Raw genomic sequence first — 26,189 nt, 5'->3', positions numbered from 1 at the left:
TGGTTGCCGCCGCGTAGGCCGGGCCGGCGCGCACCTCGCTGAACCGCGTCCCCAGTTGCGGATGAAACAGTTTGCACTGCGCAAAAGCTGTGCTATCAATAGATCCCATGAACGCAGCCCCCACCAGCTTTTACTGGTATTACTTTCCGAAGCCACTGGCGGAGGAAGGACTGCGCTCACCCTGAAGAAAGCTTCAGACGCATTCCCGAAAGCCGCCAGCGAACCTGGCGGCTTTTTTCATGCCGCCACGCTGGGGACCCCCAACGTTCCGGAGATCTCCCGCAATGCCCCCGCACACCGACGACCTGCGTATCCGCACCATCGAACCGCTGACACCGCCTGCCCAGCTGCTGGCGATGCTGCCCTGTGACGATGAAGCCTCCGACACCGTCAGCGCCTCGCGCGCGGCCCTGCACCAGATCCTGCATGGCCGCGACGACCGCCTGGCAGTGGTGGTCGGCCCGTGCTCGATCCACGACCCGAAGGCCGCCATCGAGTACGCCCAGCGCCTGAAGCCGCTGCGTGACGCGCTGGCCGGCGAACTGGAAATCGTCATGCGCGTGTACTTCGAGAAGCCGCGCACCACGGTGGGCTGGAAGGGCCTGATCAACGATCCGGACCTGGATGGCAGCTTCAAGATCGACAAGGGCCTGCGCATCGCACGCGGCCTGCTGCGCGACATCAACAAGCTGGGCCTGCCGGCCGGTGTCGAGTTCCTCGACGTGATCTCGCCGCAGTACATCGCCGACCTGGTGGCATGGGGCGCGATCGGCGCACGCACCACCGAAAGCCAGGTGCATCGCGAGCTGGCGTCGGGCCTGTCGTGCCCGGTCGGTTTCAAGAACGGCACCGATGGCAACGTGAAGATCGCCGCTGACGCGGTGGGTGCGGCGTCCAATCCGCATCACTTCCTGTCGGTCACCAAGCAGGGCGGCACCGCCATCGTGTCGACCACCGGCAACCCGGATTGCCATGTGATCCTGCGCGGCGGCAAGCAGCCGAACTACGACGCAGGCAGTGTTGCCGAGGCCTGCCAGGTGCTGGCCAAGGCCAAGCTGCCGGCGCGCCTGATGATCGACGCCAGCCATGCCAACAGCCTGAAGAATCCGGAGAACCAGCCGAAGGTAATCGACGACATCGCCGTTCAGCTGGAAGACGGCGAACAGCGCATCGTTGGCGTGATGATCGAGAGCCATCTGATCGGTGGCCGCCAGGAACTGGTGGAAGGCCAGCCGCTGGTCTACGGGCAGAGCATCACCGACGGCTGCATCGACTGGGACACCACCGTGACGGTGCTGGAGCGACTGGCCGCGGCCGTGCGTGCCCGTCGCGACGTAAAGGTGTCCGAAGCCGCTTGAGTGCGGCACGTGTGTGGATGGCGGTCAGCGCCTGCGGGGGTGCGGCCGCGATCAGGGCCGGTCGGAGTTGGAGACCGGCCCATCTGCACCGGCGATGCGCCTGGCGCTGCGCATGAGCGACAGCGCCAGGTACATCGCCGGGGTGGTGTGAGACGTAGATCCACGCCATGCGTGGATATCAGCGAGCCACACGGCAGGATTTCGGAAGAGTTGTATGGAGTCCTCCTGCGATTTCGGCCGAAGATGGGGTTCCTCGCCTGACTGGACCCCGCCGATGCGTGTTTTCCCGGATGACAACTTTCTGGATTCAGCTTGTCGGTCGATTTCCGGTGAAGCTGCCAAGGCGCTCGTGAGCTTGAAAGGCGGGCGAATCGCTGAAGATGCCGTATCTGTCATCGAAGACTGGTTTGAGCCGTCCCTCGAGAAGGCGCGCCTGCTGGCGGATCTTGATGAAAGAATCAGGATCCAAAGCAGCGAAGGGGACCAGGGGCTGCTGCGGCCTGCGCTGAAGGCCCGGGCGGTGATCGCGGCATCTCCCGAGCCCGCGCCCGATGACTACGAGCCTTCATTCAAAGTAGTGCCTGCGACAACGCTAGGTGGCGACTGGAAATCCGACTGCGAGACCGACTGCGTGATTGTCGATGGTGATCTGATCGCAGACGGCACGCTGATACTGAACGATCTGAGCGAGACGCTCTGCGTGATCGTACTGGGGAGCCTCAGGGCCCGGAATCTCGACTGTGGTGGTTGGGTGTTCGTGCGTGATGAGCTGGAATGCGATCATCTGTACGCGTGCTCACTCAATGATGGGATTCTGTCCGTAGGTGGCAACATCACTGTTCAGACCTTCCTCGAGACCGGCACCTACACACAAGTGGCGGGGCACCTGACCGCTAGCTACCTCGGCAGCACCCACAACTCCATTGACGTGGAGGGCAAAGTGAACTGTCTAGGCTTCGAAAGACGGTCTGATAGCGACTACTTGTGCGAATGGATCGATCCTGTGTTGCTGGAAGCCGACGATTCCGACGGCGATTGGGGATGCGGACGCCAACGGTATCCGTCGGCTGACTATCCAGAGCGGATACGCGCGGGGGGGCAGCCCCATGAAGTTCGTGCTCTAGATCTACGCCATGCGTGGATACCGCTCTTCTGTAGCGCCGGGCCATGCCCGGCGAACACGCCATCGTTCAATGCACTTCGTCGTGATAGACGAATTTCGGCATTTCCCAGCGGTAGTGGATCGCCAGCAGGCGCAGCGCGAAGCCGCCGCCGAGGCAGCACAGGATCGCGGTGGCGTCGGCCACGCCCCAGTGCAGCAGCAACAGGTAGGCCGCGCCGGTCAGCAGCGCGATGATCGCGTACAGCTCCTTCTGGAAGATCAGCGGCACCTCGTTGCAGAGGATGTCGCGCAGCACGCCGCCGAACGCGCCGGTCAGCATGCCGGCGATCAGCACGATCGGCATCGCATGGCCGGCTTCGCGCGCGATCGAGCAGCCGATCAGGGTGAAGGCGATCAGGCCCAGGCCGTCGAGTACCAGGAAGGTGCGGCGGAAGTGGTGCATCCAACGTGCGACCCAGGTGGCGATCAGCGCCGCGCATACGGTGAAGCCCAGGTACTCGGGATGCTTCACCCAGCCCAGCGGATAGTGGCCGAGCAGGATGTCGCGCAGTGATCCGCCGCCGAGGGCGGTGACGCAGGCGATCATGACCACACCGAACAGGTCCATGCGGCGGCGGCCTGCGGACAGTGCGCCAGTCATGGCCTCGGCGGAAATGGCAATCAGGTAGATGATGGACAGCAGCATGGGACAGGCTCCGGGCGCGGTGGGGCCGGCCATGCGCGACTACCGCCACTGCCTGCGCAATGACGGGATGACGATGACCGGTGCCGCTCCCGCTGTCCTTTTGCCTGAGAGTTCAGCGGCGTAGGCCGCGTGCCCCTTCGGCGGATCGTCCCGGGCGTGCCCGGTGACCTCTCTCCAGCTCGGCGAGTCGAATGCATGGTTGGTGGGATTCCAGCCCACCGGCCTGAGCGATCATGGGAGCCTGCGCCTTCGGCGGGCGCCAGCGCGGCGCCTCTCTCCTGCATTCGGCCGCCAGTATATCCGCTGCAGTGCAGCACGGCATAATCCGGGCATGGCCCCGTCCCTCCGCCCCTGGTTCCTGTACCTGCTCGAATGCCGGGATGGCAGCTATTACGCCGGCATCAGCACCGACGTGGACGCGCGTTTCGCCGCCCACCAGGCCGGCAAGGGCGCGCGCTACACCCGGGCGCGGCCACCGCTGCGCGTGCTGGCCGTGCGCGAGTACCCGGACCGGGCCGCCGCCTCGCGGGCTGAGTGGCAGCTCAAGCAGCAGCCGCGCGAACGCAAGCTGGCCTGGCTGCAGGCACCGGATCCTGCGCTTCTGTAGAGTCGAGCCCACGCTCGGCTTTTGTTGCTGCTGCCTGATGGTGAAGCCGAGCATGGGCCCGGCTCTACAGTAGATCCACGCCATGCGTGGATGGGCGCTTCCAGCCATGCCATGATCGCCCAGCCCTCAGCGCTGGAGACCCGGATGTCCACGACCGCCCTGCTGTTCGCTCTCTCCGCAGCAACGAGCCCCGCCGCCGATCCGGCCACCCTCGCGGCCATCGAAGCCACCTGCCACGATTACGTCGACGGCCAGCTGGAGGCCGACCCGCAGCGCGTCGCCCGCTCCCTGCACCCGGACCTGGCCAAGCGCGCGGTACTCGGCGATACACCCGACGAACGGCTGGGCCTGCGCCGGATGTCGAAGGAAGAACTGGTCGCGCTGACGAAGCAGGGCGCGCTGAAAACGCCGAAGGATCAGTGGGACCGCCGCTGCACGGTGCTGGACGTGATCGGCAACGCGGCCTCGGTACGGCTGGAAACGCCGTGGTTCGTCGACTACTTCCACATGGGCCGCTTCGACCAGCGCTGGGTCATCGTCAATGCGCTGTGGTACCCGAAGCCGAAGGCGCCGTAGAGCCGAGCCCATGCTCGGCTTCTGCAATCCGCGCGAAGTGCAGCCGAGCATGGCTCGGCGCTACAGGAGCATGCGTGCGCTCCTAGCGCTTCGGTCGCCGGTCGTCCTGGTCATCACCGAAGATGATGCGCGCGCTGCGCTGGTAGCTCCAGTACGCCACGGCCCAGTTCAGCAGCACCACGATGCGGTTGCGGAAGCCGATCAGGAAGAACACGTGCGCGGCCAGCCAGAACCACCACGCCAGCACACCGGACAGCTGCAGCCGGCCCAGATGCACGATCGCAGCCATGCGGCCGATCGTGGCCAGGTTGCCGAAGTCTGCGTACTTGAACGGGCCGGGTTCGGGCTTGCCGTGCAGGCGCGCGCGGATCACCTCGGCCACGTACTTGCCCATCTGCTTGGCCGCGGGCGCCACGCCAGGCACCGGCTTGCCGTTGGCCTGGTTCAATACGGCCAGATCGCCAGCTACGAACAGTTCCGGGTGGCCAGACAGGGTGAGGTCGGGTTGCACCTGCACGCGCCCGGCGCGGTCCAGCGGCACCTCCAGCGTGCGCGCCAGCGGTGAAGCGGCCACACCGGCGGCCCATACCACGGTGCGCGCGGGCACGAACTGATCGCCGAGCTTGAAGCCTTGGCTGTCGATGTCGCTCACCGGGGTGCCGGTCAGCACTTCCACGCCCAGCTTTTCCAGCTGCCGGCGCGCCTTCAGCGAAAGCACTTCCGGGAACGAGGACAGTACGCGCGGCCCGGCCTCGACCAGCCGCACCTTGGCGCTGGCCGGGTCGATGTGGCGGAACTCGTTGCGCAGGGTATGGCGCGCGATCTCGGCCAGGGTGCCGGCCAGTTCGACGCCGGTAGGTCCACCGCCAACCACGGCGAAGCTCAACCATGCGGCCTTCTTCGCCGGGTCCGGTTCTGCCTCGGCGCGCTCGAAGGCCAGCAGCAGCTTGCGGCGCAGCGCGATGGCATCGTCCAGCGTCTTCAGGCCGGGCGCATCATCGGCCCATTGGTCGTTGCCGAAGTAGGCGTGGGTGGCGCCGGTGGCCAGCAGCAGGTTGTCGTAGTCCAGCGTGCTGCCATCGGCCATGCGGATCTGCCGGGCCTGCTTGTCGATGGTCACCACTTCGCCCAGCCGCACTTCCACATTGCGCTGGTGGCCGAGGATGTGGCGCAGCGGTGCGGCGATATCCGGGGCGGACAGGCCGGCAGTGGCCACCTGATACAGCAGCGGCTGGAACAGGTGATGGTTGCGGCGGTCGACCAGGGTGATGCGTATGCGCTCGCGGGCCAGGGCACGGGTGGCCCAGAGGCCGGCAAAACCGCCGCCGACAACAACCAGGTGGGGAACGCGCTCGCGACTCATCGACTCACTCCAGTGGGGGCATTGGGGGAAGCGCCTGGCATCTTCGCATGATGGCCCCCTGTCACGTCAGCGCCCGCGTGGATCGGCGATACTCGGGTTCAGGCAACGGCCCGTGAGGAGCCCATGAGCGAACCGGAAAAGCGCATCGCCCTGTTGATCGACGCCGACAACGCGCCGGCCTCGAAGATCGACGAGGTCCTGGCCGAAGTCGCCCGCTACGGTGTGGCCAACGTACGCCGCGCCTATGGCAACTGGAAGAGTCCGCGGTTGAAGGGCTGGGAGGCGGTGCTGCACGAGTACGCGATCCGTCCGATCCAGCAGTTCGCCTACAGCAAGGGCAAGAATGCCTCGGACATGGCGATGGTGATCGACGCCATGGATCTGCTGTACGCGCGCAATCTGGATGGTTTCGCCATCGTCTCCAGTGATGCCGATTTCACTCCGATGGTGATGCGCCTGCTGACCGACGGCGTGAAGGTGTATGGCTTCGGTGAGAAGAAGACGCCCGAGCCATTCGTCAACGCGTGCTCGAAGTTCACCTACCTGGAAGCGCTGGGCCAGACCCACGCCAGCGTGCCGGATACCGAACAGGCCTCCAGCGAACAGGCCTCGAACGAGCCGGTAGCCAACGACGATGCGCGGCCGCGCAAGAGCGGTGCGGAAATGCGCAGCGACACGCGGCTGGTGAAGATGCTGCGCCGCGCGGTGTCCTCGGCCGAGGGCGAGGATGGCTGGTCGCATCTGGGGCCGGTTGGCAGCCAGATCGGCAACCAGGCTTCGTTCGATCCGCGCAACTACGGTTACGGCAAGCTCAGTGATCTGCTGGCAGCGATCGGGTTGTTCGAGCTGAAGAAGGACGGCAAGTCGTCCTACGTGCGCGCGTTGCCGAAGAAGAACAGGTAGTGCCGGCCGCTGGCCGGCAACGCCCGGATGCCAGATCCGGCATGCGGCGCGCACACACCCCACCCGATCAGGCGTATCGTTGCCGCTCGCATTGCCAGCAAGGAAAAAACCCGCATGTTGAAGATCTGGGGCCGCCGCAATTCCAGTAACGTCCGCAAGGTGCTGTGGTGCGCCGAGGAGATCGGCCTGCCGTATGAATCCATCGAAGTCGGTGGCAGCCACGGCGGCACGCAGACGCCGGAGTACCAGGCGATGAATCCCAACAGCCTGGTGCCGGTGATCGAAGACCACGGCCTGCCGCTGTGGGAATCGAACGCCATCGTGCGCTACCTGAGCGCCCGCTACGCGCTGGGCACCCTGTACGCCGAAGACCCGATGGAGCGTGCCCAGGCCGAGAAGTGGATGGACTGGAGCACCTCGCGGATGGCGCCGCTGTACACCGATCTGATCTGGGGCATCATGCGCACCGCCCCGGCCGACCGTGACGAATCGCGCATCAATGCCGCCATCGTGCGTGCCGGTGACTACCTGGCGATGGCCGATGCCACGCTGGCCAAACAGCCGTGGCTGTCGGGTGAGAAATTCGCGATGGGTGACATCCCGCTGGGCTCGCTGATCTATGCCTGGTTCGAACTGCCGATCCAGCGCCCGGAACTGCCGCACCTGGCGGATTGGTATGCGCGCCTGCGCGAGCGGCCGGCCTACCAGCGCGGCGTGATGTCGCCGCTGACGTAAGCGGGGCCGGGTCTTTTCCTGGAAAGAGAAGCAGCCGAGCATGGCTCGGCTCTACAGTAGTGCCGAGCCATGCTCGGCAGCACCGACCGGATCAATACAGGTCCGTCGGATCCACATCCAGCGACCAGCGCACCTTGCGTGCTTCCGGCAGCGCATACAGCTGCGGAACCAGCTGCGAAAGCACCCCATGCAACGGCGGCCGCTGCAGTGCCGAAAGCAGCAGCTGCGTGCGCTGGTAACCGGCGCGACGTGGCATCGGCGCCGGCATCGGCCCATACGCCTCCACTATGTTCTGCTCGCCCAGCAGCTGCCGCGCTGCCAGCAGGAATGCATTGGCATGCTCCACCTGCTGCGCTTCGGCGCGCATCAGCGCCAGATGCGCGAACGGCGGGAATCCGGCGGCCTGGCGCTGGTTCAACTCGGCCTGCGCGAACGGGTGGTAGCCACCGCTCACCAGGGTTTCCAGCAACGGGTGCCCGGGGTGATGGGTCTGCAGCCAGACCTCGCCGGGATCACGTGCACGGCCCGCACGGCCCGCCACCTGGATCAGCTGCTGCGCCAGCTTCTCGCTGGCGCGGAAATCGGCCGAGAACAGGCCCTCGTCGATGCCGACCACCACCACCAGGGTCAGCTTGGGCAGGTCGTGGCCCTTGGCCAGGATCTGCGTGCCGACCAGGATGCCGGGCTGGTCGCTCAGTTTCGCCAGCTGTTGTTCCAGGGCATCGCGGCGTGAGGTGGTGCCGCGGTCGATGCGCACCACCGGGAAATCGGCGAAGGCGGCGGTGAGATGTTCTTCCAGGCGCTCGGTGCCGATGCCCTGCGGTTGCAGCGCCAGGCTGCCGCACGCGGGGCATGCCAGCGGTGCCGGTTGCCGCGCGCCACAGTGATGGCACTGCAGGCGACGGCCGCCGCCATGCACGGTCATCGGTGCATCGCAGCGGTTGCACGGTGCGGTCCAGCCGCAGTCGTGGCACAGCAGCACCGGCGCGTAGCCACGGCGGTTCTTGAACACCAGCACCTGCTGGCCGCGCTGCAGGTGCTCGCCGATGCCGGCCAGCACATCAGCCGAGAGGCCATCGTGCAGCGGCCGCTTGCGCACATCGAGGATGCGCACGCGCGGTGGCCGCGCATCACCGGCACGCTGCTTCAGGCGCAGGTGGGTGTAGCGCCCGGCATAGGCGTTGTGCAGGGTTTCCAGCGAAGGGGTGGCACTGCCGAGCAGCACCGGAATGCCCAGTGCCTTGGCGCGCACCAGAGCGAAATCGCGCGCGTGATAGCGGATGCCGTCCTGCTGCTTGTAGCTGCCGTCGTGTTCCTCGTCGATGATCAGCAGCCCGGCCTGCGGCAATGGCGTGAACACCGCCGAGCGGGTGCCGACGATGACCCGTGCCTCGCCACGCGAAGCCGCAGCCCAGACGCGCGCGCGCTCGTTGTCGTTCAACCCCGAATGCAGTGCATGCACGGCGATGCCGAGGCGGCCGCGGAAGCGTGCCAGGGTCTGCGGGGTCAGGCCGATTTCCGGCACTAGCACCAGCGCCTGCCTGCCCTGTGCCAGGCAGTGGATGATGGCCTGCAGGTAGACCTCGGTCTTGCCGCTGCCGGTCACGCCATCCAGCAGGAAGGGTTGGAAGCCTTCGGCAGCGTTGATCGCGGCCACGGCCTCGGCCTGGTCCGGGTTGAGCGTGGGGCCGGGCAGCGGCTGCGCATGCTGCGGTGCCACCGTCATCGCCACGCGCTCGGCCAGCGCACGCTTGGCCAGGCTGCGCGCGGCGGTCCGCCAGTCCTCCATGCGTTCGCCCAGCACGTCCTCGTCCACGACGGCTTCGGCCAGCAGTTCTGCCAACTGTCGCGGGCGGCTGCCGGCGCGCAGCTTCCCGCGCTGGGCATGGCCTTCGGGGGTCAGCTGCCAGCCCCAGTGATGGGTGTCAGGCAGGGTGTCGCCATGGCGCAGTGGGCCGGGCAGGGCGGTGCTGAGTACTTCGCCCAGCGGTGCGTGGGTGTAACGCGCCAGCCATTGCAGGCTCTGCCACAGCTCCCCCTGCAGCAGCGGCTGCGGGTCGCACCAGGCCAACGCCTGGCGCAGTCCCTGGCCGTCGTCGATCTGGCCGTGCCCCACCACCACCCCGATCAGCTCGCGGTTGCCGAACGGCACCTTCAGGCGGCAGCCGACCGCAACCGTGGGGCCATCGCCCTCCGGCGACAGGTAGTCGAACAGACGGGGCAGGGGGACGGGCAGGGCAACCTGCAGGGTCGGAATCGGTGAAAGCATCGGGCCAGTGTACCGGGCCATGCGCACGCGAATGGCGGGGTGGGAGACGGCGGAGCGGCGCCCGTTGAATCATAAATGTCACCTAAATATCGGTGTCCATTGGAGATTCAGTCTTATCCACATGTTCTGTGGATAACGTTGTGCGTTACCGGTCGACGGGAACGCAGGAGGCCGATGGCGACGAGCTCACGCTTGGGTTGGTCAAAAAATCGCCATACTTAAAAGGAATTCAAAATCAAGTACTTAAGTGTGAAACATTGCTGAAACAGAGTGAATTCAGCTGCATGCCGCAGTTTCCCGCGCCGGGAGCGTGGTGCTGTGCACAACCTGCAGCACGAAGTATCCGTGGGCGCAAGTCCTACGGGCGTCGATTGCCTGCCGCTATCATTCCCCCAGACCTTTGGAGTGACCGATGACGGCTGTGCCCGCCCCTGTTTCCTCGACCGCGGCCGGCGCGCTGTCGGCGTTCCTGCGTGGCGTCGAGCGCCGCGCCCTGGTGGTGGCTGAGCTGCAGTGCGGCGATGCCGCGCGTGCCGAGCAGACCCTGGTGGCGGTGATGCGTGCCTTTGCCGCGGTCGCCAGTGACCTGCCGATGGCGCAGTGGCCGACCCGCTTCTGGACCCTGCTGGGCCAGCGCCAGGCGCTGCGCGAGCCGGTGGGCGGCCAGTGGGAACCGCCGCTGGCCGCGCTGGGCGAGATGGGACCGTTGCCGCGCCTGGCGCTGTTGCTGCGGGTGGGCGGCAGTCTGGATGAAGGTATCGCCATGCGCGTGCTTGACCAGGATGAAGCCGGCTACCAGCACCTGCTGGCCGAGGCCTGCCCGCGTGACGCGCACGGCCAACCCGATGCCTCGGCCTGGCGCCAGCTGGCCGAACAGGTGCAGTTGCGCATCCGCGACCTGCCCGCCAAACGCCTGCAGCAGCTGCAGCAGCCGGCCGCGCCGGCGGCCAACAATGAAGCCCCAACCTCCGGCTGGCGTGCGCCGCAGCGTGAAGATCGCACGGCTGCCAATGGCAAGCGCCGCCGTTCGAACGCAAAGCCGCGCTGGCGCGGTCCATTGATCCTGCTGGTGACCGTGGTTGTGCTGTTGGCAGCCGCGCTGGGCTGGCGCTATTGGCAGGGCCATTCGTCTGGCAGCGACGCACCGCTGCCGGAAGGCGTGGTGGGTGAGGCGGGCCCCGTCACGGTGGAAGCACTGCCGCCAAGCGAGGTCAACGCCACGCCGGACGCGACCCCTGCGCAGGCTACGGACGACGCCACCATGCTGGCCGACCGCGACTATCCGCTGGTGGCCGATGCTGATCTGTATGCGTGGACCGCTGCTGGCGGCCCGCTGCCGGTGGACGAATCACAATCCAAGCCGAGCCGGCCCGAGCCGGCCAGTGCCACGCTGGAAACCGCTGCCGCCGATGAATAAGACCCTGCTCGCCAGCCTGCTGCTGGCCCTGCCGTTGTCGCTGTCCGCCGCGCCGCAGACCTTGAACGTGCCGCTGCCGCCGCCAGTGCCGGGCAGTTCACCGGCGGCTACGGCCCCGGCCACCACAAGCACGACACCCGCCGCGTTCGCCCAGCTTGACGCCCCGCAGCAGCGCCAGCGTCGCGCCGATTACGCGGCCTGGCGCGCCCTGCCGGAGGGCGAGCGCGAGCGGATCCGTCAGGCCGCTGCGCGATTCAATGCACTGCCAGCCGACCAGCAGCAGCGCCTGCGCCAGCAGTTCCAGGCGCAGGACCAGGCGTTCCGCGAAGGCTGGCGGTTGGGCCCGCAGCTGGGGCTGGAGTTCCCCAAGCTGCACGGCCTGTTCGGGTTTGTGCCGCCGCAACAGCGCGAGGCCGCGCTGGCCGTGCTGCGCCAGCTCAGCCCGGCGCAGCTGGCCCAGCTCACCCTGGTCGCGCAGCGCACGCCGCCGCAGGAGCGCGACACGGTTCGCAGCGCGTTCCTCGCGGTGCCGGCCGCCGAGCGCGACACCTGGCTCAAGCGCCAGGCGGGTCAGTAAACAAAGGGGACGGAGGGGATTAAGTCGTATTCGGCACAGTCGGGCTTGAAACGACTTAATCCCCTCCGTCCCCTTTTTCTGTTCGTAACGCGATCGCAACGCGTGATGCCGGGGCCTGCCGGAACCCAGCATTCACGCCATGTCATGGGAATGCGCGCGCGGCGCGCGTAAGATGACCGGCCGCAACCCGGTGCCTGTGCCCTTCGCGCGCAACCGTAGTTCGCGTCAAGCACCTTATGTCTACTGCAACCTCCACGCCGCGCTTCAGCAAGGAAGTCGGCGCCACCGGTCTGCTCGCCCTGCCGCTTGTGCTCGGGCATGTATCCACCGGTCTGATCTCCTTCGTCGACAACGTCATTGCCGGCCACCACGCCACCGCGACCCTGGCCGCGGTGACCATCGGCACGGCGCTGTTGTGGCTGCCGATGCTGATCCCGATCGGCACCCTGATCTCGCTCACCGCCTCGGTGTCGCAGCTGCATGGCGCTGGCCGCGAGCGGGAGATCGGCCCGCTGTTCCGCCAGGCATTGTGGCTGGCGCTGGGCCTGGGCCTGATCATGTTCACCTTCCTCACCGTGGTGCCGCCGCTGCTGCCGGCCTTCGGCATCGCACCGGACATCGTGCCGGGGGCGACCGCGTTCCTGCATGCGGTGCGTTGGGGCGGCCCGGCGCTGACCCTGTATTTCTGCATGCGCTATCTGAGCGAGGGCATGCACTGGACGTTGCCGACCATGCTGCTCGGCTTCGGCGGCCTGCTGGTGCTGGCGCCGATGGGATACGTGCTGGCCAACGGCAAGCTGGGCTTCCCGGAAATGGGTGCCGAGGGCCTGGGCATCGCCTCGGCGGTGATGATGTGGCTGCAGGCGATCGCCTTCGCCACCTACCTGTGGTTCACCAAGCGCTTCGCCCACCTGCAGCTGTTCTCGCACTTCGAAGGACCGCGCTGGAAGGCGATCTGGGATCTGCTGCGCACCGGCCTGCCGATCGGCATCACCGTGCTGATGGAGGGCGGCCTGTTCATCGTCACCGCGCTGCTGATCGGCCGCCTCGGTGCCAATGAAGCAGCCGCGCACCAGATCGCGATCAACGTCGCCCAGCTGTGCTTCATGATCCCGATGGGCGTGGCCGAGGCCACCACCGTGCGGGTCGGCCATGCGGTCGGCCGTGGCGATGGCTTCGGCGTGCGCCGTGCGGCGTGGGCTGGCTACGCGATCATCATGGGCACGCAGACGTTGTCGGCGGCGGTACTGCTGTTCGGCCACGATGCCATCGTCGGTGTCTACACCAACGACCTGGCGGTGGCCGGCCTGGCCTCCACCCTGCTGCTGTACGCGGCCACCTTCCAGTTCCCGGATGGCATCCAGGTACTGTCGGCCGGCGCGCTGCGCGGCCTGAAGGACACCCGCGTGCCGATGTTCATCGCCATGTTCGCGTACTGGGGCCTGGGCATGCCGCTCGGCGCCGGGCTCGGCCTGGGGCTGGGCATGGGCCCGCAGGGCATGTGGATCGGCCTGATCGTCGGCCTGACCGCCGCCGCCATCCTGATGGGCTGGCGCCTGCGCCGCAGCAGCCTGCGCATCGGCCAGTCCGTACTGTCCTGATTTGCCCGCCCGCCGCGATGACCCGTGGCGGGCGATCCCCTGACTTGTGTCCGATGCCGCATCACGCGGCACCGGCTATGCTGGCACCACGGCAAGAAGCCATCCGGAGCGTTCCATGAATCAACCCGTGCCCCCGCTGCCCCCGGCGCGTCGCAACCCCGTCGCCAGTTTCTTCATCGGGCTGTGGGACGTCATGAACTTCACCCGCCGGTTGATCCTCAACCTGGTGTTCTTCGGCCTGCTGTTCCTGCTGCTGGTGATGTTCGTCATCGCCGCCGGCATGGGCGCCGGTGCCAGCAAATCGCTGCAGGACCGCACCACCCTGGTGATCGCGCCGGAAGGCCGCCTGGTCGAGCAGTTCAGCGCTGATCCGGTCAGCCGTGCGCTGGCCAAGGCGGTGGGCGACAACGGTGCCGAAGAGATCCAGCTGCGCGACCTGCTGCGGGTGATCGAGTCGGCCAAGGAAGACAAGAAGATCGAGCGCGTGGTGCTGGAGCTGGACAAGCTGCAGCCGTCGGGCTTCGCCTCGCTGCGTGAAGTCGCCGCCGCGCTGCAGGACCTGCGTGCATCCGGCAAGCAGCTGGTGGCTTACAGCGAAAGCATGGGCCAGTCGCAGTACCTGCTGGCCGCACAGGCCGACGAGGTCTACCTGGACCCGATGGGGTCGGTGGTGCTCGAGGGCCTGGGCCGCTACCGCCAGTATTTCCGCACCGGCCTGCAGGACAAGCTGGGTGTGGACGTGCACCTGTTCAAGGTGGGCGAGTACAAGTCCGCGGCCGAGCCGTACGTGCTCGACGCCGCCTCGCCGGCCTCCAAGGAAGCCGACCTGTTCTGGATGAACGACGTGTGGCAGCGCTACTTGGGCGACATCGCCAAGGCGCGTCGCCTGGACCCGGCACAGCTGGCCGCCGGCATCGACACGCTGCCGGAAGGCATCGCCGCTGCCGGTGGTGACCTGGCCAAGTTCGCCCTGCAGCAGAAGCTGGTGACCTCACTGAAGACCCGCGAGGAATTCGAGGATCTGATGATCGAGCGTGGCGTGGCCGACGAAGATGCCGACGGTGGTTTCCGCAACGTCGACTTCGGCACCTACCTGGGCCAGCTCGATGCGCGCCGCAACCCGGTCGACAACCGTCCGCAGGTGGCGGTGGTGGTGGCCGCCGGTGAAATCAGCGGCGGCGATCTCCCGGCCGGCCGCATCGGTGGCGAATCGACCTCGGCGCTGCTGCGTGCCGCGCGTGACGATGAGAACGTGAAGTCCGTGGTGCTGCGTGTCAATTCGCCGGGTGGTGAAGTGTTCGCCTCCGAGCAGATCCGCCGTGAAGTGGTGGCCCTGCAGGCCGCCGGCAAGCCGGTGGTGGTGTCGATGGGCGACCTGGCCGCCTCCGGTGGCTACTGGATCAGCATGAACGCCGATCGCATCTATGCCGATCCGTCGACCATCACCGGTTCGATCGGCATCTTCGGCATGGTGCCGAACTTCAGCCGCGCGCTGGACAAGATCGGCGTGCACACCGATGGTGTCGGCACCACCCGTTTCGCCGGTGCGTTCGATGTCACCCGCCCGATGGAGCCGGCTGTGGGCCAGGTCATCCAGTCGGTGATCAACAAGGGTTACGCCGACTTCACCGGTCGCGTCGCCGACGCCCGCAAGAAGCCGGTCGAGGCCGTCGACGAAGTGGCGCGTGGCCGCGTGTGGAGCGGTGCGCAGGCAAAGGAACGTGGTCTGGTCGATGCCTTCGGTGGCCTGAAGGATGCCGTGGCCGATGCCGCCAGCCGCGCCAAGCTGGGCAAGGCCGATGCCTATCGCGTGCGCTACATCGAGAAGGCGGCAACGCCGTTCGCGCAGTTCGTCAGCGGTTTCGCCGGCAGCCGTGCCGGTGCCTGGATGCTGTCCGACTCGGGCATGGCGCGGATGGTGCTGGCGCGCACGATGCCGGAAGTGGATACGCAGCTGCGCTTTGTCGAGAACGCGGCCCGCGAGAAGGGCAACGGCACGCCGGTGAAGGCGCTGGCGTACTGCTTCTGCGGGTTCTGACCGGAAGCCATCCACGCATGGCGTGGATCTACTGGAAACGCCCGGCCTTGGCCGGGCGTTTTCGTTTGCGGGGTTACTGCGTGGCGTCAGCCTCGGCCTTGCGCTCGCTCGCAGCGGCGTCATCGACGGTTTTCTGCACGCGCTTGGCGCGGTCCAGTGGCTGCTGGATCGCACGGGCTATGGCCTGCGGTTCCGGCGGCTTCTCCGGATTCGGCGTGGGCGGGCGCTGGCAGGCGGACAGCAGCACGGTGGCCAGCAGGGACGTGGACAGGATCAGGATGCGCATGGCGGCACTCCGTGATGGGCGTGCGGGCAGTGTCGCATCCTCGGCAGGGGGCGGCCGTGAGCGCGTATCCTTGCCGCATCGAAACACAGCGGGCGCGGCCCCGGAGAGCACATGACCCAGCAACGGTGGCGCCTGGACGGCCAGACCGCCTTGATCACCGGCGCCAGCGCCGGCATCGGCCTTGCCATCGCGCATGAACTGGCCGGCTTCGGCGCCGATCTGATGATCGTCGGCCGTGATATCGACATGCTGGAGACCGCGCGCGACGAACTGCTGGACGTGTATCCGCAGATGCAGGTGCATGCACTGGCTGCCGATGTCTCCGACGACGAGGACCGCCGCCAGATCCTGGACTGGGTGGAGGACCACAGCGATGGCCTGCACATCCTGGTCAACAACGCCGGCGGCAACGTCACCAAGGCGGCCACGGAGTATTCCGAGGATGAATGGCGGAAGATCTTCGAGACCAACCTGTTCTCGGCATTCGAGCTGTCGCGCTACGCGCATCCGTTGCTGGCCCGCCACGCGTCGTCGTCCATCGTCAACGTCGGCAGCGTGTCCGGCCTGACCCATGTGCGCAGCGGCGTGGTCTACGGCATGACCAAGGCGGCGATGCACCAGATGACCCGCAACCTGGCCGTCGAGTGGGCCGAGGATGGCATCCGGGTCAACGCGGTGGCACCGTGGTACATCCGCACGCGGCGCACGTCAGGGCCGTTGGCGGACCCGGACTACTACGAGGAAGTGATCAACCGCACGCCGATGCGCCGCATCGGCGAGCCGGAGGAAGTGGCTGCAGCCGTGGGCTTCCTGTGCCTGCCGGCGGCCAGCTATGTCACCGGCGAGTGCATCGCGGTGGATGGTGGGTTCCTGCGCTACGGGTTCTGATCGCTCTGCTGTAGAGCCGAGCCCATGCTCGGTTGCATTCCGCCAACGGCAGCCGAGCATGGCTCGGCTCTACAACAGATCCACCCCTTGGGCTGGTGCGGCCATGCCGCCGCTGTCACCCCGGTACCGGGCAGTTGCTGGCTTCCAGCACGTCCTGCAGCCGTTTGCGTTCTCCGCGCGCGGTATCGCGGTTTTCCGGCGCGGCAAAGCGCTCACGGCCGCGGGCATCGCGGAAGCGCTGCTGCCAACCACCGCAGCGCTGCGCTTCGGGAAGCGCTTCGCAGTGGTCGCGCACCACTTCACAGCTGGCGGCATTCACCGGCGTCACTCCGCCAAGGCCCTGTACCGTCATCAGCTCGCAGCGGCCGGGCGAGGCCTCGTACTCGTACAGGTAGCCGCCGCCCTGGCTGTCGGTGCACTGGAAGATCGGAGGAAGCGGCGGCTTCGGTGGACCGTCACCTGCGGTGGCGCGGGCCTCGGCATCGCGGCGCAGCGTCGCGCTGTCGAGGATCTGGTCGTCTCCTTCGTGTTCGACCATGCCTGCTTCCATGATCGTGCGTCCTTCATCCGCGCGTCGTGGTTTCGCTGGGGCCGCAGGGGCAACGGCCGCTCCGGCCGGCACCGGCGCGGGAATTTCGACGGGGGCGGGTGCAGGTTCGGCCGCCACAGGTGCAGCGGCGGCCGGCTGCGAGTTGGCCGGGTCGGGTATGCGCAGCACCTGCTGCTTGCTGCCGGTGGGGCACGGCGTGCGCTGCAGGGTAGGGACGTCACTACTGCTGGAGGTACAGCGGTAGATCACGCCCTCTTCGGCCAACGCGCTTCCGGGTAGCAGCACCAGAAGCAGCCAGATCACTCGGTTCATGCGCACAGCGTACAGGCTGCGACGGCGTGCTGCGCTCAGCGTTCGCAATCGCGTGACAGGCGCGCATCGATGCCGCGCTGTTCGTTGCTGATGGCGGTGCGTTCACTCTGCAGCGCGCTGTTGTAACGGCGATCCAGCTCCCAGCGGCGGTCACTCAGTCGCGCGCAGACTTCCTGCGGCGGCAACGCATGGCAGCTGTCGCGAACCAGCACGCTGCCGGCCGGAACCTGCACGCCCATGCCGATCGAGGGAGGGCGATAACCCGCGCCTTCGCCGATCGGCGTGCCGATGGCGGGGCGTGGTCCGGGGTAGGCCGGGCTCCGATGGCCGTGTGGCAGCCAGACACTGGTCCACAGCGGCACCCAGCGCGGATTGCCTTCGTTGTTGTCGCTGGTATAGCGGCGGCCATCCTCGCTCACGCATTCGTACATCGGCTGCGGCGGCTGGATGTAGACGTGGCGGACTTCGCGCTCGCGGATGACCGGGGTTTCGCTGGGCGGCGGAGGCGTGGCATCACTGCGCACCACCCGTGGAGCGGGATCGCGCGGGCGCTGCAGGTCGCGAACCTGCTGGCGGCCGCTGTTGCAGGGCGTGTCCTGCAGGGCAACGGCGCCGTTGCTGGCAACGCAGCGGTACACCCGCACGTCGTCGGCGGCGGGCGCCGTCCACGGCAGCAGCAGGCACAGGCTGAGGGTGGCGCGCAGCAGGGTCATGGCGGCAGGGTGCGTGATTGTCCGCAGCAGCGCAATCGCCGGCTCAGGAACGCAGTACGTTGCCGCTGAGCGCGTCGCGGATCGGGGTGGGCTGGGCCAGGCCGCCGGTCTGTCCATCGAGGATGCCGTCGAGCAGGCGCAGCAGGCGTGGGTCCAGTTCTTCGCGGCTGCGGGCCGGCGGTTCGCCGGCCAGGTTGGCGCTGGTGGAGACCAGCGGGCCGCCCCAGGCGCGGCAGAGTTCGGCCACCAGCGGGTGCGCGCTGATGCGCACCGCGATGCCGCTGTGCTCGCCGGTGACCCAGGGCTGCGCGCGCGGGCCGGCGGGCAGGATCCAGGTGTTGGCGCCGGGCCAGCTGGCCAGTACCGCGCGCTGGCGGGCGTCGGGCAGCGCCTGCAGGCGCACCCAGCCTTCCAGCTGCGCCAGCTCGGCCGCGACCAGGATCATGCCTTTCTCGATCGGGCGCTGCTTCAGCCGCAGCACCATGTGCACCGCAGCTTCGTGCGAGGGATCACAGCCCAGGCCCCAGACCGCTTCGGTCGGGTAGGCGATCACGCCGCCCGCGCGGAGCGTGGCGACAGCAGAGTCCAGGGTGAGTTCTTTCATGGCGGCGACCGGCCCGGCGTGGGCCTCCATTATCCCCCTGCTGCGTGCAGAAGGGGTGGTCGGCGCGGACGGTAGGTGCGGACCGCTGGTCCGCACACCTTGGCCCTCATCCACGCATGGCGTGGATCTACTTCTTTGCAGCGGCCTTCTTCGCCGGGGCCTTCTTGGCGGCGGCCTTCTTTACTGCTTTCTTGGCCGGGGCCTTCTTGGCAGGCGCTTTCTTTGCAGCGGCCTTCTTCGGTGCGGCTTCCTTCTTCACCGCTGCTTTCTTGGCCGGGGCCTTCTTCGCGGCGGCCTTCTTGGCGCCAAAGCCCTTGCGCACCGGCTTGCCGGTTTCTTCCATCAGCTGCTGCACTTCGGCCAGGGTCAGCGATGCCGGCTCGCGATCCTTGGGGATCTTGCCGTTCATCTTGCCGTCGCTGATGTACGGGCCGAAGCGGCCGTTCAGCACCTGGATGTCGCTGCCGTCGAATTCCTTGATGATCCGGTTGCGCGCGATCTCTTCCTTCTCTTCGATCAGGAACACGGCGCGGGCCAGGTCGATGGTGTACGGGTCGTCTTCCTTCTTCAGCGAGGCATAGGTGCTGCCGCGCTTGGCAAACGGGCCGAAGCGGCCGATGCCGACGCTGACCGGCTCGCCCTTGTCCTCACCCAGCGCGCGCGGCATCAGGAACAGTTCCAGCGCGTCTTCCAGCGAGATGGTGTGCATCGACTGGCCGGGGCGCAGCGAGGCGAACTTGGGCTTCTCCTCGGCATCCTCGGCGGTGCTGCCGATGGCGGCGTACGGCCCGAAGCGACCCAGGCGCACGCTGACCGGCTTGCCGGTCTTCGGGTCGGTGCCGAGCTCGCGCGCGCCACTGGCCTCGGCACGGTCGACCGATTCCTTCTTGTCTTCCACCAGCTCCTTGAACGGCTCCCAGAAACGGGCCATCAGCGGGATCCACTCTTCTTCGCCACGCGAGACGGCATCGAGCTCATCTTCGAGCTTGGCGGTGAAGTCGTAGTCCACGTACCGGGTGAAGTGGCTGGACAGGAACTTGGACACTGCGCGGCCGACGTCGGACGGGCGGAAGCTGCGGCCTTCCATTTCCACGTACTTGCGGAACAGCAGGGTCTGGATGATCGAAGCGTAGGTCGAGGGACGGCCGATGCCGTACTCTTCCAGCGCCTTCACCAGCGCCGCTTCGGTGTAGCGCGGCGGCGGCTGGGTGAAATGCTGTTCGGCCTGGATGCGTTCCAGCGGCACGCGGTCGCCGGGCTTCATCGCCGGCAGCTTGCGGCCTTCGTCCTCGTCCTCGGCGCTCTTGTTGTCCTTGCCTTCTTCGTACACGGCCAGGAAGCCGGGCACCACCACGGTGGTGCCGCTGGCACGGAACACGTGCTCGCTGCCGGCCGAGAGGTCGACGCTGACGGTGTTGAGCGTGGCCGGGATCATCTGGCAGGCCACCGCACGCTTCCAGATCAGCTCGTACAGGCGGCGCTCGTCGTCGGTCAGGAAGCGCGCCACCTGGGACGGAGTGCGCAGGGCCGAGGTCGGGCGCACCGCTTCGTGCGCTTCCTGGGCGTTCTTGGACTTGGTCTGGTAGGTGTTCGGCTGGTCCGGCAGCGAGGCGATGCCGTAGTCGCGGGCGATCACGTCGCGGATTTCGGCCAGCGCGTCCTGCGACAGGTTCACCGAGTCGGTACGCATGTACGAGATCAGGCCGACGGTGCCTTCGTCGCCAATCGCCACGCCTTCATACAGCTTCTGCGCCACCTGCATGGTCTTGCGGGTGGTGAAGCCGAGCTTGCGCGAGGCTTCCTGCTGCAGGGTGGAGGTGGTGAACGGCGGCGCCGGGCGGCGCTTGCGCTCCTTGCTGGCCACATCGGTGACATGCAGCGAGCCCTGCGCGGCCTGCTGGATGCGCATGCGCGCCGCTTCAGCGGTGTCGCCGTCGGTGATGGTGAACTGCTCGAACTTCTGCCCGTCCAGCTTGATCAGCTTGGCGTTGAAGTGCTGCGACGGGTGTGCGCACTCGGCGGCGATCGACCAGTATTCGCGGGCGATGAAGGCTTCGATCTCTTCCTCGCGCTCGACGATCATGCGCAGCGCCGGGCTCTGCACGCGGCCGGCGGACAGGCCGCGCTGGACCTTGCGCCACAGCACCGGCGACAGGTTGAAGCCGACCAGGTAGTCCAGCGCGCGGCGCGCCTGCTGGGCATCGACCAGGTCGCTGGCGATCGCGCGCGGCTGGCTGATCGCTTCCTTGATGGCGCGCGGGGTGATCTCGGTGAACACCACGCGCTGCATCGGCTTGTCCTTGACCAGCCCGCGTTCCTTCAGGATCTCGGCGATGTGCCAGCTGATCGCCTCACCCTCGCGATCCGGGTCGGTCGCCAGCAGGATGTCGTCGGCGCTCTTGGCGGCCTTGGCAATCGCATCGACATGCTTTTCGTTCTTGTCGATCACGTCGTAGTGCATGGCGAACCCGTTGTCCGGGTCGACCGCGCCTTCCTTCGGGATCAGGTCGCGCACGTGCCCATACGAGGCCAGGACCGTGTAGTCCTTGCCGAGGTATTTGTTGATCGTCTTGGCCTTGGCCGGCGATTCGACGATGAGCAGGTGCTTGGGCATGTCAGGAAAGGTCTGTGGGCGGACCAGGGGAGAGGGGCCGCTAGGGTGGAGCAAACGGCCGCATTAGTGAAGCGGCCACGGGCAAATCCATAAACTGAACGCCCGGTAATGTGCCGGGCGTTCAGGTTTCACCTTATTAGAGGAATCACGCCCGGCCAGCCCATGTCAAGCAGCCAGGCGTGAGGATGGCCGTTCATGAGGCCATCTTGGCGATGAAGCCGACCGCGAACACCAGCAGGACCAGGCCCGCCAGCGACAGCAGGCCGGTCAGCACGAGCACCAGCACGGTCACCGTGCCCAGCTCGCGGCGCTGCAGCTGCGGCTGGTCGGTGTAGGCCCAGCGGTCGACCACCAGGGTGTCGCAGATCATGTCGTGCAGGCCCTGCTTGCGCTCGGTGAAGGCCGCCATCAGGAAACCGATGCCGAGGGTGAAGCTGCTCAGCAGCATGGCCCAGTAGCGGCCAAATGCGCGCGCCTTGGTCAGGCGCTCGCCGTTGCCGCGCACGACCTTGATGCCGACCGCCATCTTGCCCAGCGTGGCGCCGCCCTGCGAGGCGTGGAACCAGGTGTAGTAGGCCATGCCGATGCAGAGGTTGATCAGGGCACTGGCCAGCTGCGCCACGATCTCGATGGCCGATTCGCCACTGCCTACCGCGCCCATGCTGGCGCCGAGGATCGCACCGAGGATGGCACCGATGATGCTGCCGGGGATGACCAGCACGAAGTAGTCGATCATGTAGGCCGCCACACGCTTCCAGAAGCCTGCGTAGACCACTTCACCGCCAACCACCGGCTGTGCGTGGCCACCGCTGCCGGCGGCGGCTGGAGCGCTGTAGGGCGAGCTGCTGAGTGCGCCGGTGCCGGGCAGGGGGGCGCTGCCGTTGTCGATGGCGGCATAGTCGCCACGCAGGTCGAAGCCGCCGCTGCTGGTGGCCGTGCTGGCATCGGCCAGCGTCTGCAGGCCGAGCTCGTCGACCACCTGGCGCAGTGCAGCCCACTGGGCCATGCCCTCGCGCCAGACCAGGGTGTCCAGGTTGAGCTGGCCACGCTGGAAGCGCTGGCGGATCTCCTGGACCGGCAGCGGGCCCTGGCGTTGCTGTCCTTCGGCGTAGTACCACTCAGTCATTGCATGTTCCCTGTTGAATCATCCTTGGAGGTGCTGGCGTGCGCGTGGCTCAGCCGCGGCACGACGGCGGCAGGTACTTGTCGTTGCTTTCGCCACTGCATTCCCAGCGGCCGCTGTCGCGATCGTATTCCAGCCACAGCAGGTCGCCATCGAGGCTCTTGCCGGGCAGCGCCAGGGTGGCTTCGATGCCACAGTGGCCATTGTTGAAGCGACCGATGTTCACCGCCGACAGCCCTGCATGGGCGAAGTCACCCGGGGCCGGGAAGCCGGCGTCGTTGGCACCGGGGCAACGGCCTTCGTCATCGGCGAAATGCTGCACCTGGTCCTTCAACGGCTGCAGTGCGGTCACTGCGCCGGCGACCTTGGCGCGCACGGTGTAGTCGTTGTAGGCAGGCAGCGCGATGGCGGCCAGGATGGCCACGATCGGTACCAGCACCAGCAGCAGGCCGCCGCCGATGATGGCGGTCAGGGCGCAACCGGACAGCTTCTTCTTCGGCGCCGGCAGGGCGGTGGCCGATGCACTGGTGGTGTAGGGGGGGGACGGCGGCAGTACCGGCGGCTGCGGCGGAGGCGGTGCCACCGGTTCCGGTTCGGGCTCGGGTTCCACGGGTGGCGTGGCAGCGTCCAGCGCCGGCACGATCAGGCCGAGTTCGTCGACCACGGTGCGCAACGGCTGCCATTGCGGCAGGCCGTCGCGCCAGACCAGGGTGTCCAGGGAGATCTGGTTGTTGCGGAACAACTCGACCAACTGTTCCGCCGGCAGCGGACCCTGCTGCCGGTTGCCTTCTGCATGGAACCACTCGCTCACGGGGACGCTCCTGAATGCGCTATGCCCCCAAGTGTACGGTCAGTGCAGGGGTTCTGGCTCGTCCATGAACATCTGCGTCTCCATCCAGGCATACGCCGCCTCGGAGCCGGGCTGGTTGAACAGCACCATCAGTACGACCCATTTCAGGTCGTCCAGGTCCAGTTCGTCCTGGTCCAGGGCCATCGCCCGGTCCAGCACCAGCTCGCGCTGGTCGGCGTCGAGGATGCCGTGCTGTTCCAGGTACAGCAGGAAACCACGGCATTCCACGTCCAGCTTGTCCAGCTCGGGGCCGTGGTAGACGCGCACGGGGCCATCGACCCGCGCCTGGGCCACGCTCGGCCGCTGCGCGGCCAAGGCATCGAGCCAGTCGAATGCCTTGTTGATCTCGGTTGGGCTGAAACCGGCCTGGATCAGGCCGTTCTGGAGCGAATCGCGGTCACGGATCAGGTCCGCATCTTCACTGAAATAGTGTTCAAACAGGTACAGCAGTACATCCAGGATGCTCTCTTTCATTGCCCCTCGGCCTGCGTCGCGCGACGCTGTGGAGGTGAAGAAACTAGGGAGTTCGACAGTAGCGGCCGTGTACGCACACCACGATTCCCGCCAGTTCCATGGCCAGCAGCATGGAGGACACCTGGGGCGCCGTCAATCCACAGCGCGTGATCAGTGAATCCATACTGCTTGGGTTGTGGTCCAGGGCCCGCCACAAGCACTGGTAGTCAGGGTCGTCGGCCCAGCGCGCCGGCAGGAGTACCGGCGGTGCCTGTTCAGTGGGGGTGGCCAACCGTGATTGCAAGCCCGGCAGCTGCTGGCGGAGGGCGGGGGCCAGCAGTTCCAGGACCTCCTCCGGGCGCTCGACCAGTGCAGCACCCTCACGGATCAGCCGATGGCAGCCCGCCGCGCGTGGATTGAGCACCGAGCCGGGCAGGGCGCAGACCTCGCGACCGGCCTCGGCAGCCAGGCGTGCGGTGATCAGGGCGCCGGAGCGCTGGGCGGCCTCGACCACCACCGTCGCCAGTGCCAGCCCGGCCACCAGCCGGTTGCGGGCGGGAAAGTGGCCGGGGCGTGCCGGCGTGCCCGGCAGGTACTCGCTGAGCACCGCGCCCTCGGTGGCGATCCGGGCCTGCAGGCGGGCGTGGCTGTCCGGGTAAGCCCGGTCCGGGCCGGTGCCGATCACCGCCACGGTGCAACCACCGGCGTCGAGTGTCGCCTGGTGGGCGGCGGCGTCGATGCCCGCCGCCAGGCCGCTGGTCACCGTCAGTCCGGCTTCGACGAAACAGCCGGCAAAGCGGGCTGCCAGCGCGCGTCCGCCCGGCGTTGGCGAGCGGCTGCCGACCAGCGCCACCGACGGGCGCCAGGCCAGGCTGGGGTCACCGGCGATGAACAGCGCAAGGGGTGGGTTGGGGACATCCAGCAGGGCCGGGGGGAATGCTGGATCGGTGAAGGCCAGCAGGTGCTGGTTGTCGTCTTCCAGCCAGCGCCGTGCCACGGCCGAGGCCCGGGCGTCCGGGCGTTCCAGTGTGGCGCACTGCTCTGGCGTGCAGCCGTGCGCGCGCCAGTTCGCGGCGCCCTGCGCGATCGCGATTTCCGCATTGCCTGCGGCCTCCAGCAGGGCCCGCCGTGGTGCCAGCGAGCCGCCTGCCATCAACAGGCGCAGCAGCGCCTCGTCAGTTGGGTTGGTCATCCCCCCACTATCGAGCGCATACAACAAAGGCGCCCTAGGGCGCCTTCGCATGTGGCTGTCAGACTTTGCCGGAGGTGCCTGCCCGCCAGAGGCCTGGCCGGGCCGCCTGGCGATGGTTACTTCGCGTCCGGGTGCAGTGCGTTGAACCCCACGCGTACCGGCTTCACGCCCTGCATCACCAGCGCGTAGCTGACGTTGTCGAAGGTACGGAACACCATGGCGTGCGCGGCGTATTCGTCCGGCAGCGAGACCCGGCCTGCGCCGGTGCTGAGCGAATCGTCCATGCGCGACGAGGTCGGGTACTTCATGCGGTGCGCCACGTGGCGGCCTGGGCGCCACAGCGAGAACACGGTGCCGTTGTCCACGCCCTGCGCGCGGCCTGCCGAGATCGCGATCACATCGCGCGGGCCGGCGGCGGTGAACATGTCGGTGACGGCCAGCACGCGCACGTCGACGCCTTCCACACCGGCGGCCGGGACATGGGGGATGAACTGCAGGTCGTACGGCTTGGCCTCGACCGGGACCAGGCGGTCGCCGGCACGCACCTCGCGGCCGCCCTCGTTCTTGTCCAGCACCAGGGTGGACGCCTCGACCTTGCCGCCGGCGACATGGGTGATGGTGCCGGTGGCGACCTGGGCCAGCTCATAGCCGAGCACGCCGCGGCGGTGGTTGGGGGCGCTGTAGGCCCGCCACAGGTTGCCGCTGCCCGGGGTGACGTCGCCGTTGGCGGTCAGGTCCTCGGTCGGCTTGGGCTGGGCGTAGCGCACGGTCGGGCGGACCACGGCCCAGCGCTGCCCCAGCTGGGCGTCGGCCAGGCGCACGTACACCGCGCTGCCGCTGGTGACGCGCAGGCGTTCTTCCTCCAAGCCGGCCACGTAGGGTAGCTGCTCGATGCTGTCGACCACGCTCAGCTGCTTCAGGAACGGCTCGACCTGGGCCAGCGGAATGGCATCGATCGGGGCTTCCTGGCGCGGGCCGGGCTTGGCAGCGACGGTCACCCGGTCCAGATAGGCCAGGCTGAGCACGTCACCGGGATAGATCAGGTGCGGATTGGCGATCTGCGGATTGGCCTGCCAGATCTCCGGCCACAGCCACGGCTTCTGCAGGAAACGTGCGGCGATATCCCACAACGTATCCCCTTTTCGGACCACATAGGTGTCCGGGTGCCCGCCATTCACTTCCACGGCGGTAGCATAGGCAGCCACGGTCAGCATCGCCGCGGCGACGACCGTACGAAAACGAAGCAACATAGGTGTGAAGCCCTGATTCCCCAACAGGTTCGCGCACTATAGTCCAGAAACCGGGGCGCAAGGCAAGCGTTGGAGCTAGAATCTGCGACGTATGCCGGCGTG

The 26,189-nt window shown here is 67.4% G+C and carries 23 protein-coding genes and 2 riboswitches; of the genes, 10 read left to right on the top strand and 13 right to left on the bottom strand.

What is annotated here, in order from left to right:
- Positions 1-284: 284 nt before the first annotated feature.
- A complete protein-coding gene (locus AC13FN_RS12670; RefSeq protein ID WP_414610281.1) occupies positions 285-1,358 on the top strand; it encodes a 3-deoxy-7-phosphoheptulonate synthase in 1,074 nt (357 codons plus the stop codon).
- 1,190 nt (positions 1,359-2,548) lie between these two features.
- Here AC13FN_RS12670 and AC13FN_RS12665 read toward each other — a convergent pair.
- On the bottom strand, positions 2,549-3,166 hold the full coding sequence (locus AC13FN_RS12665) for a trimeric intracellular cation channel family protein (RefSeq protein WP_005411215.1): 618 nt from the start codon (positions 3,164-3,166) through the stop codon (positions 2,549-2,551).
- 84 nt (positions 3,167-3,250) lie between these two features.
- A riboswitch (glycine riboswitch) is annotated at positions 3,251-3,354 on the bottom strand.
- Between the two features lie 13 nt (positions 3,355-3,367).
- Positions 3,368-3,457, bottom strand: a riboswitch (glycine riboswitch).
- Between the two features lie 40 nt (positions 3,458-3,497).
- Between AC13FN_RS12665 and AC13FN_RS12660 the strand changes: the two genes are divergently transcribed.
- Entirely contained in the window at positions 3,498-3,773 is a 276-nt protein-coding gene (locus AC13FN_RS12660) for a GIY-YIG nuclease family protein (protein WP_012481382.1), read from the top strand.
- Positions 3,774-3,917: 144 nt separating this feature from the next.
- Entirely contained in the window at positions 3,918-4,349 is a 432-nt protein-coding gene (locus AC13FN_RS12655; RefSeq protein ID WP_197644291.1) for a nuclear transport factor 2 family protein, read from the top strand.
- A gap of 82 nt (positions 4,350-4,431) precedes the next feature.
- Here the strand turns inward: AC13FN_RS12655 and AC13FN_RS12650 are convergent, their stop codons facing one another.
- Complete coding sequence (locus AC13FN_RS12650; protein ID WP_482984901.1) at positions 4,432-5,712, bottom strand: NAD(P)/FAD-dependent oxidoreductase; 1,281 nt, start codon at positions 5,710-5,712, stop codon at positions 4,432-4,434.
- Between the two features lie 123 nt (positions 5,713-5,835).
- Between AC13FN_RS12650 and AC13FN_RS12645 the strand changes: the two genes are divergently transcribed.
- Together AC13FN_RS12645 and AC13FN_RS12640 are read left to right on the top strand one after the other, a co-directional pair.
- Complete coding sequence (locus AC13FN_RS12645; RefSeq protein WP_010481148.1) at positions 5,836-6,615, top strand: NYN domain-containing protein; 780 nt, start codon at positions 5,836-5,838, stop codon at positions 6,613-6,615.
- Positions 6,616-6,729: 114 nt separating this feature from the next.
- Positions 6,730-7,350 (top strand): glutathione S-transferase family protein, encoded by a 621-nt coding sequence (locus AC13FN_RS12640; RefSeq protein ID WP_010481150.1) that lies wholly within the window; start codon positions 6,730-6,732, stop codon positions 7,348-7,350.
- Positions 7,351-7,441: 91 nt separating this feature from the next.
- Here the strand turns inward: AC13FN_RS12640 and AC13FN_RS12635 are convergent, their stop codons facing one another.
- Entirely contained in the window at positions 7,442-9,619 is a 2,178-nt protein-coding gene (locus AC13FN_RS12635) for a primosomal protein N' (RefSeq protein ID WP_482984902.1), read from the bottom strand.
- A 412-nt stretch (positions 9,620-10,031) separates the two neighbouring features.
- Between AC13FN_RS12635 and AC13FN_RS12630 the strand changes: the two genes are divergently transcribed.
- From AC13FN_RS12630 to sppA, 4 genes are all read left to right on the top strand, one after another.
- Positions 10,032-11,036, top strand: a complete 1,005-nt coding sequence (locus tag AC13FN_RS12630; RefSeq protein ID WP_482984903.1) for a hypothetical protein — start codon at positions 10,032-10,034, stop codon at positions 11,034-11,036.
- A complete protein-coding gene (locus AC13FN_RS12625) occupies positions 11,029-11,613 on the top strand; it encodes a DUF3106 domain-containing protein (protein WP_010481155.1) in 585 nt (194 codons plus the stop codon). The genes AC13FN_RS12630 and AC13FN_RS12625 overlap by 8 nt, the downstream gene beginning before the upstream one ends.
- A 236-nt stretch (positions 11,614-11,849) precedes the next feature.
- Positions 11,850-13,214 (top strand): MATE family efflux transporter, encoded by a 1,365-nt coding sequence (locus AC13FN_RS12620; RefSeq protein ID WP_010481157.1) that lies wholly within the window; start codon positions 11,850-11,852, stop codon positions 13,212-13,214.
- Between the two features lie 115 nt (positions 13,215-13,329).
- On the top strand, positions 13,330-15,252 hold the full coding sequence (sppA, locus tag AC13FN_RS12615; RefSeq protein WP_049436878.1) for a signal peptide peptidase SppA: 1,923 nt from the start codon (positions 13,330-13,332) through the stop codon (positions 15,250-15,252).
- A gap of 73 nt (positions 15,253-15,325) precedes the next feature.
- On the opposite strand, the gene AC13FN_RS12610 is transcribed toward sppA, so the two are convergent.
- Complete coding sequence (locus AC13FN_RS12610; protein ID WP_401740898.1) at positions 15,326-15,538, bottom strand: hypothetical protein; 213 nt, start codon at positions 15,536-15,538, stop codon at positions 15,326-15,328.
- Between the two features lie 111 nt (positions 15,539-15,649).
- Between AC13FN_RS12610 and AC13FN_RS12605 the strand changes: the two genes are divergently transcribed.
- Entirely contained in the window at positions 15,650-16,426 is a 777-nt protein-coding gene (locus AC13FN_RS12605) for an SDR family oxidoreductase (RefSeq protein WP_010481164.1), read from the top strand.
- Positions 16,427-16,541: 115 nt separating this feature from the next.
- On the opposite strand, the gene AC13FN_RS12600 is transcribed toward AC13FN_RS12605, so the two are convergent.
- The 9 genes from AC13FN_RS12600 to AC13FN_RS12560 all read right to left on the bottom strand — a co-directional run bounded on the left by AC13FN_RS12600 (position 16,542) and on the right by AC13FN_RS12560 (position 26,087).
- Entirely contained in the window at positions 16,542-17,288 is a 747-nt protein-coding gene (locus AC13FN_RS12600; RefSeq protein WP_217014366.1) for a hypothetical protein, read from the bottom strand.
- A gap of 35 nt (positions 17,289-17,323) precedes the next feature.
- Positions 17,324-18,001: a DUF4124 domain-containing protein gene (locus tag AC13FN_RS12595; RefSeq protein ID WP_401740903.1), complete on the bottom strand. Its 678-nt coding sequence runs from the start codon at positions 17,999-18,001 to the stop codon at positions 17,324-17,326.
- A gap of 43 nt (positions 18,002-18,044) precedes the next feature.
- Positions 18,045-18,635 carry an L-threonylcarbamoyladenylate synthase type 1 TsaC gene (tsaC, locus tag AC13FN_RS12590; RefSeq protein WP_080354943.1) on the bottom strand — a complete coding sequence of 197 codons (591 nt, stop codon included), beginning with the start codon at positions 18,633-18,635 and terminating at the stop codon, positions 18,045-18,047.
- Positions 18,636-18,732: 97 nt separating this feature from the next.
- The gene (locus tag AC13FN_RS12585) at positions 18,733-21,219 is read right to left on the bottom strand and encodes a DNA topoisomerase I (protein WP_482984904.1); all 2,487 of its coding nucleotides are present in this window, start codon (positions 21,217-21,219) and stop codon (positions 18,733-18,735) included.
- 193 nt (positions 21,220-21,412) lie between these two features.
- Positions 21,413-22,345, bottom strand: a complete 933-nt coding sequence (locus tag AC13FN_RS12580; protein ID WP_049436883.1) for an RDD family protein — start codon at positions 22,343-22,345, stop codon at positions 21,413-21,415.
- 49 nt (positions 22,346-22,394) lie between these two features.
- The gene (locus AC13FN_RS12575) at positions 22,395-23,153 is read right to left on the bottom strand and encodes a pilin (RefSeq protein ID WP_197597998.1); all 759 of its coding nucleotides are present in this window, start codon (positions 23,151-23,153) and stop codon (positions 22,395-22,397) included.
- 39 nt (positions 23,154-23,192) lie between these two features.
- Positions 23,193-23,666: a DUF494 family protein gene (locus AC13FN_RS12570; RefSeq protein ID WP_005411195.1), complete on the bottom strand. Its 474-nt coding sequence runs from the start codon at positions 23,664-23,666 to the stop codon at positions 23,193-23,195.
- Positions 23,667-23,709: 43 nt separating this feature from the next.
- On the bottom strand, positions 23,710-24,837 hold the full coding sequence (gene dprA, locus AC13FN_RS12565; RefSeq protein WP_482984905.1) for a DNA-processing protein DprA: 1,128 nt from the start codon (positions 24,835-24,837) through the stop codon (positions 23,710-23,712).
- 116 nt (positions 24,838-24,953) lie between these two features.
- On the bottom strand, positions 24,954-26,087 hold the full coding sequence (locus AC13FN_RS12560) for a LysM peptidoglycan-binding domain-containing protein (RefSeq protein ID WP_054172585.1): 1,134 nt from the start codon (positions 26,085-26,087) through the stop codon (positions 24,954-24,956).
- Positions 26,088-26,189: the final 102 nt, after the last annotated feature.

It is taken from the genome of Stenotrophomonas sp. 115C5, from assembly GCF_056861055.1.
Note: the sequence above shows the minus strand (reverse complement) of the source record. Positions and strands in the feature narration are given on the sequence as shown.

Bases quoted from the DNA above. Each gene is read 5' to 3' on its own strand.
- AC13FN_RS12670 (WP_414610281.1), top strand. From the start codon at position 285: ATGCCCCCGCACACCGACGACCTGCGTATCCGCACCATCGAACCGCTG.
- AC13FN_RS12665 (WP_005411215.1), bottom strand. From the start codon at position 3,166: ATGCTGCTGTCCATCATCTACCTGATTGCCATTTCCGCCGAGGCCATG.
- AC13FN_RS12660 (WP_012481382.1), top strand. From the start codon at position 3,498: ATGGCCCCGTCCCTCCGCCCCTGGTTCCTGTACCTGCTCGAATGCCGG.
- AC13FN_RS12655 (WP_197644291.1), top strand. From the start codon at position 3,918: ATGTCCACGACCGCCCTGCTGTTCGCTCTCTCCGCAGCAACGAGCCCC.
- AC13FN_RS12650 (WP_482984901.1), bottom strand. From the start codon at position 5,712: ATGAGTCGCGAGCGCGTTCCCCACCTGGTTGTTGTCGGCGGCGGTTTT.
- AC13FN_RS12645 (WP_010481148.1), top strand. From the start codon at position 5,836: ATGAGCGAACCGGAAAAGCGCATCGCCCTGTTGATCGACGCCGACAAC.
- AC13FN_RS12640 (WP_010481150.1), top strand. From the start codon at position 6,730: ATGTTGAAGATCTGGGGCCGCCGCAATTCCAGTAACGTCCGCAAGGTG.
- AC13FN_RS12635 (WP_482984902.1), bottom strand. From the start codon at position 9,619: ATGCTTTCACCGATTCCGACCCTGCAGGTTGCCCTGCCCGTCCCCCTG.
- AC13FN_RS12630 (WP_482984903.1), top strand. From the start codon at position 10,032: ATGACGGCTGTGCCCGCCCCTGTTTCCTCGACCGCGGCCGGCGCGCTG.
- AC13FN_RS12625 (WP_010481155.1), top strand. From the start codon at position 11,029: ATGAATAAGACCCTGCTCGCCAGCCTGCTGCTGGCCCTGCCGTTGTCG.
- AC13FN_RS12620 (WP_010481157.1), top strand. From the start codon at position 11,850: ATGTCTACTGCAACCTCCACGCCGCGCTTCAGCAAGGAAGTCGGCGCC.
- sppA (WP_049436878.1), top strand. From the start codon at position 13,330: ATGAATCAACCCGTGCCCCCGCTGCCCCCGGCGCGTCGCAACCCCGTC.
- AC13FN_RS12610 (WP_401740898.1), bottom strand. From the start codon at position 15,538: ATGCGCATCCTGATCCTGTCCACGTCCCTGCTGGCCACCGTGCTGCTG.
- AC13FN_RS12605 (WP_010481164.1), top strand. From the start codon at position 15,650: ATGACCCAGCAACGGTGGCGCCTGGACGGCCAGACCGCCTTGATCACC.
- AC13FN_RS12600 (WP_217014366.1), bottom strand. From the start codon at position 17,288: ATGAACCGAGTGATCTGGCTGCTTCTGGTGCTGCTACCCGGAAGCGCG.
- AC13FN_RS12595 (WP_401740903.1), bottom strand. From the start codon at position 18,001: ATGACCCTGCTGCGCGCCACCCTCAGCCTGTGCCTGCTGCTGCCGTGG.
- tsaC (WP_080354943.1), bottom strand. From the start codon at position 18,635: ATGGAGGCCCACGCCGGGCCGGTCGCCGCCATGAAAGAACTCACCCTG.
- AC13FN_RS12585 (WP_482984904.1), bottom strand. From the start codon at position 21,219: ATGCCCAAGCACCTGCTCATCGTCGAATCGCCGGCCAAGGCCAAGACG.
- AC13FN_RS12580 (WP_049436883.1), bottom strand. From the start codon at position 22,345: ATGACTGAGTGGTACTACGCCGAAGGACAGCAACGCCAGGGCCCGCTG.
- AC13FN_RS12570 (WP_005411195.1), bottom strand. From the start codon at position 23,666: ATGAAAGAGAGCATCCTGGATGTACTGCTGTACCTGTTTGAACACTAT.
- dprA (WP_482984905.1), bottom strand. From the start codon at position 24,837: ATGACCAACCCAACTGACGAGGCGCTGCTGCGCCTGTTGATGGCAGGC.
- AC13FN_RS12560 (WP_054172585.1), bottom strand. From the start codon at position 26,087: ATGTTGCTTCGTTTTCGTACGGTCGTCGCCGCGGCGATGCTGACCGTG.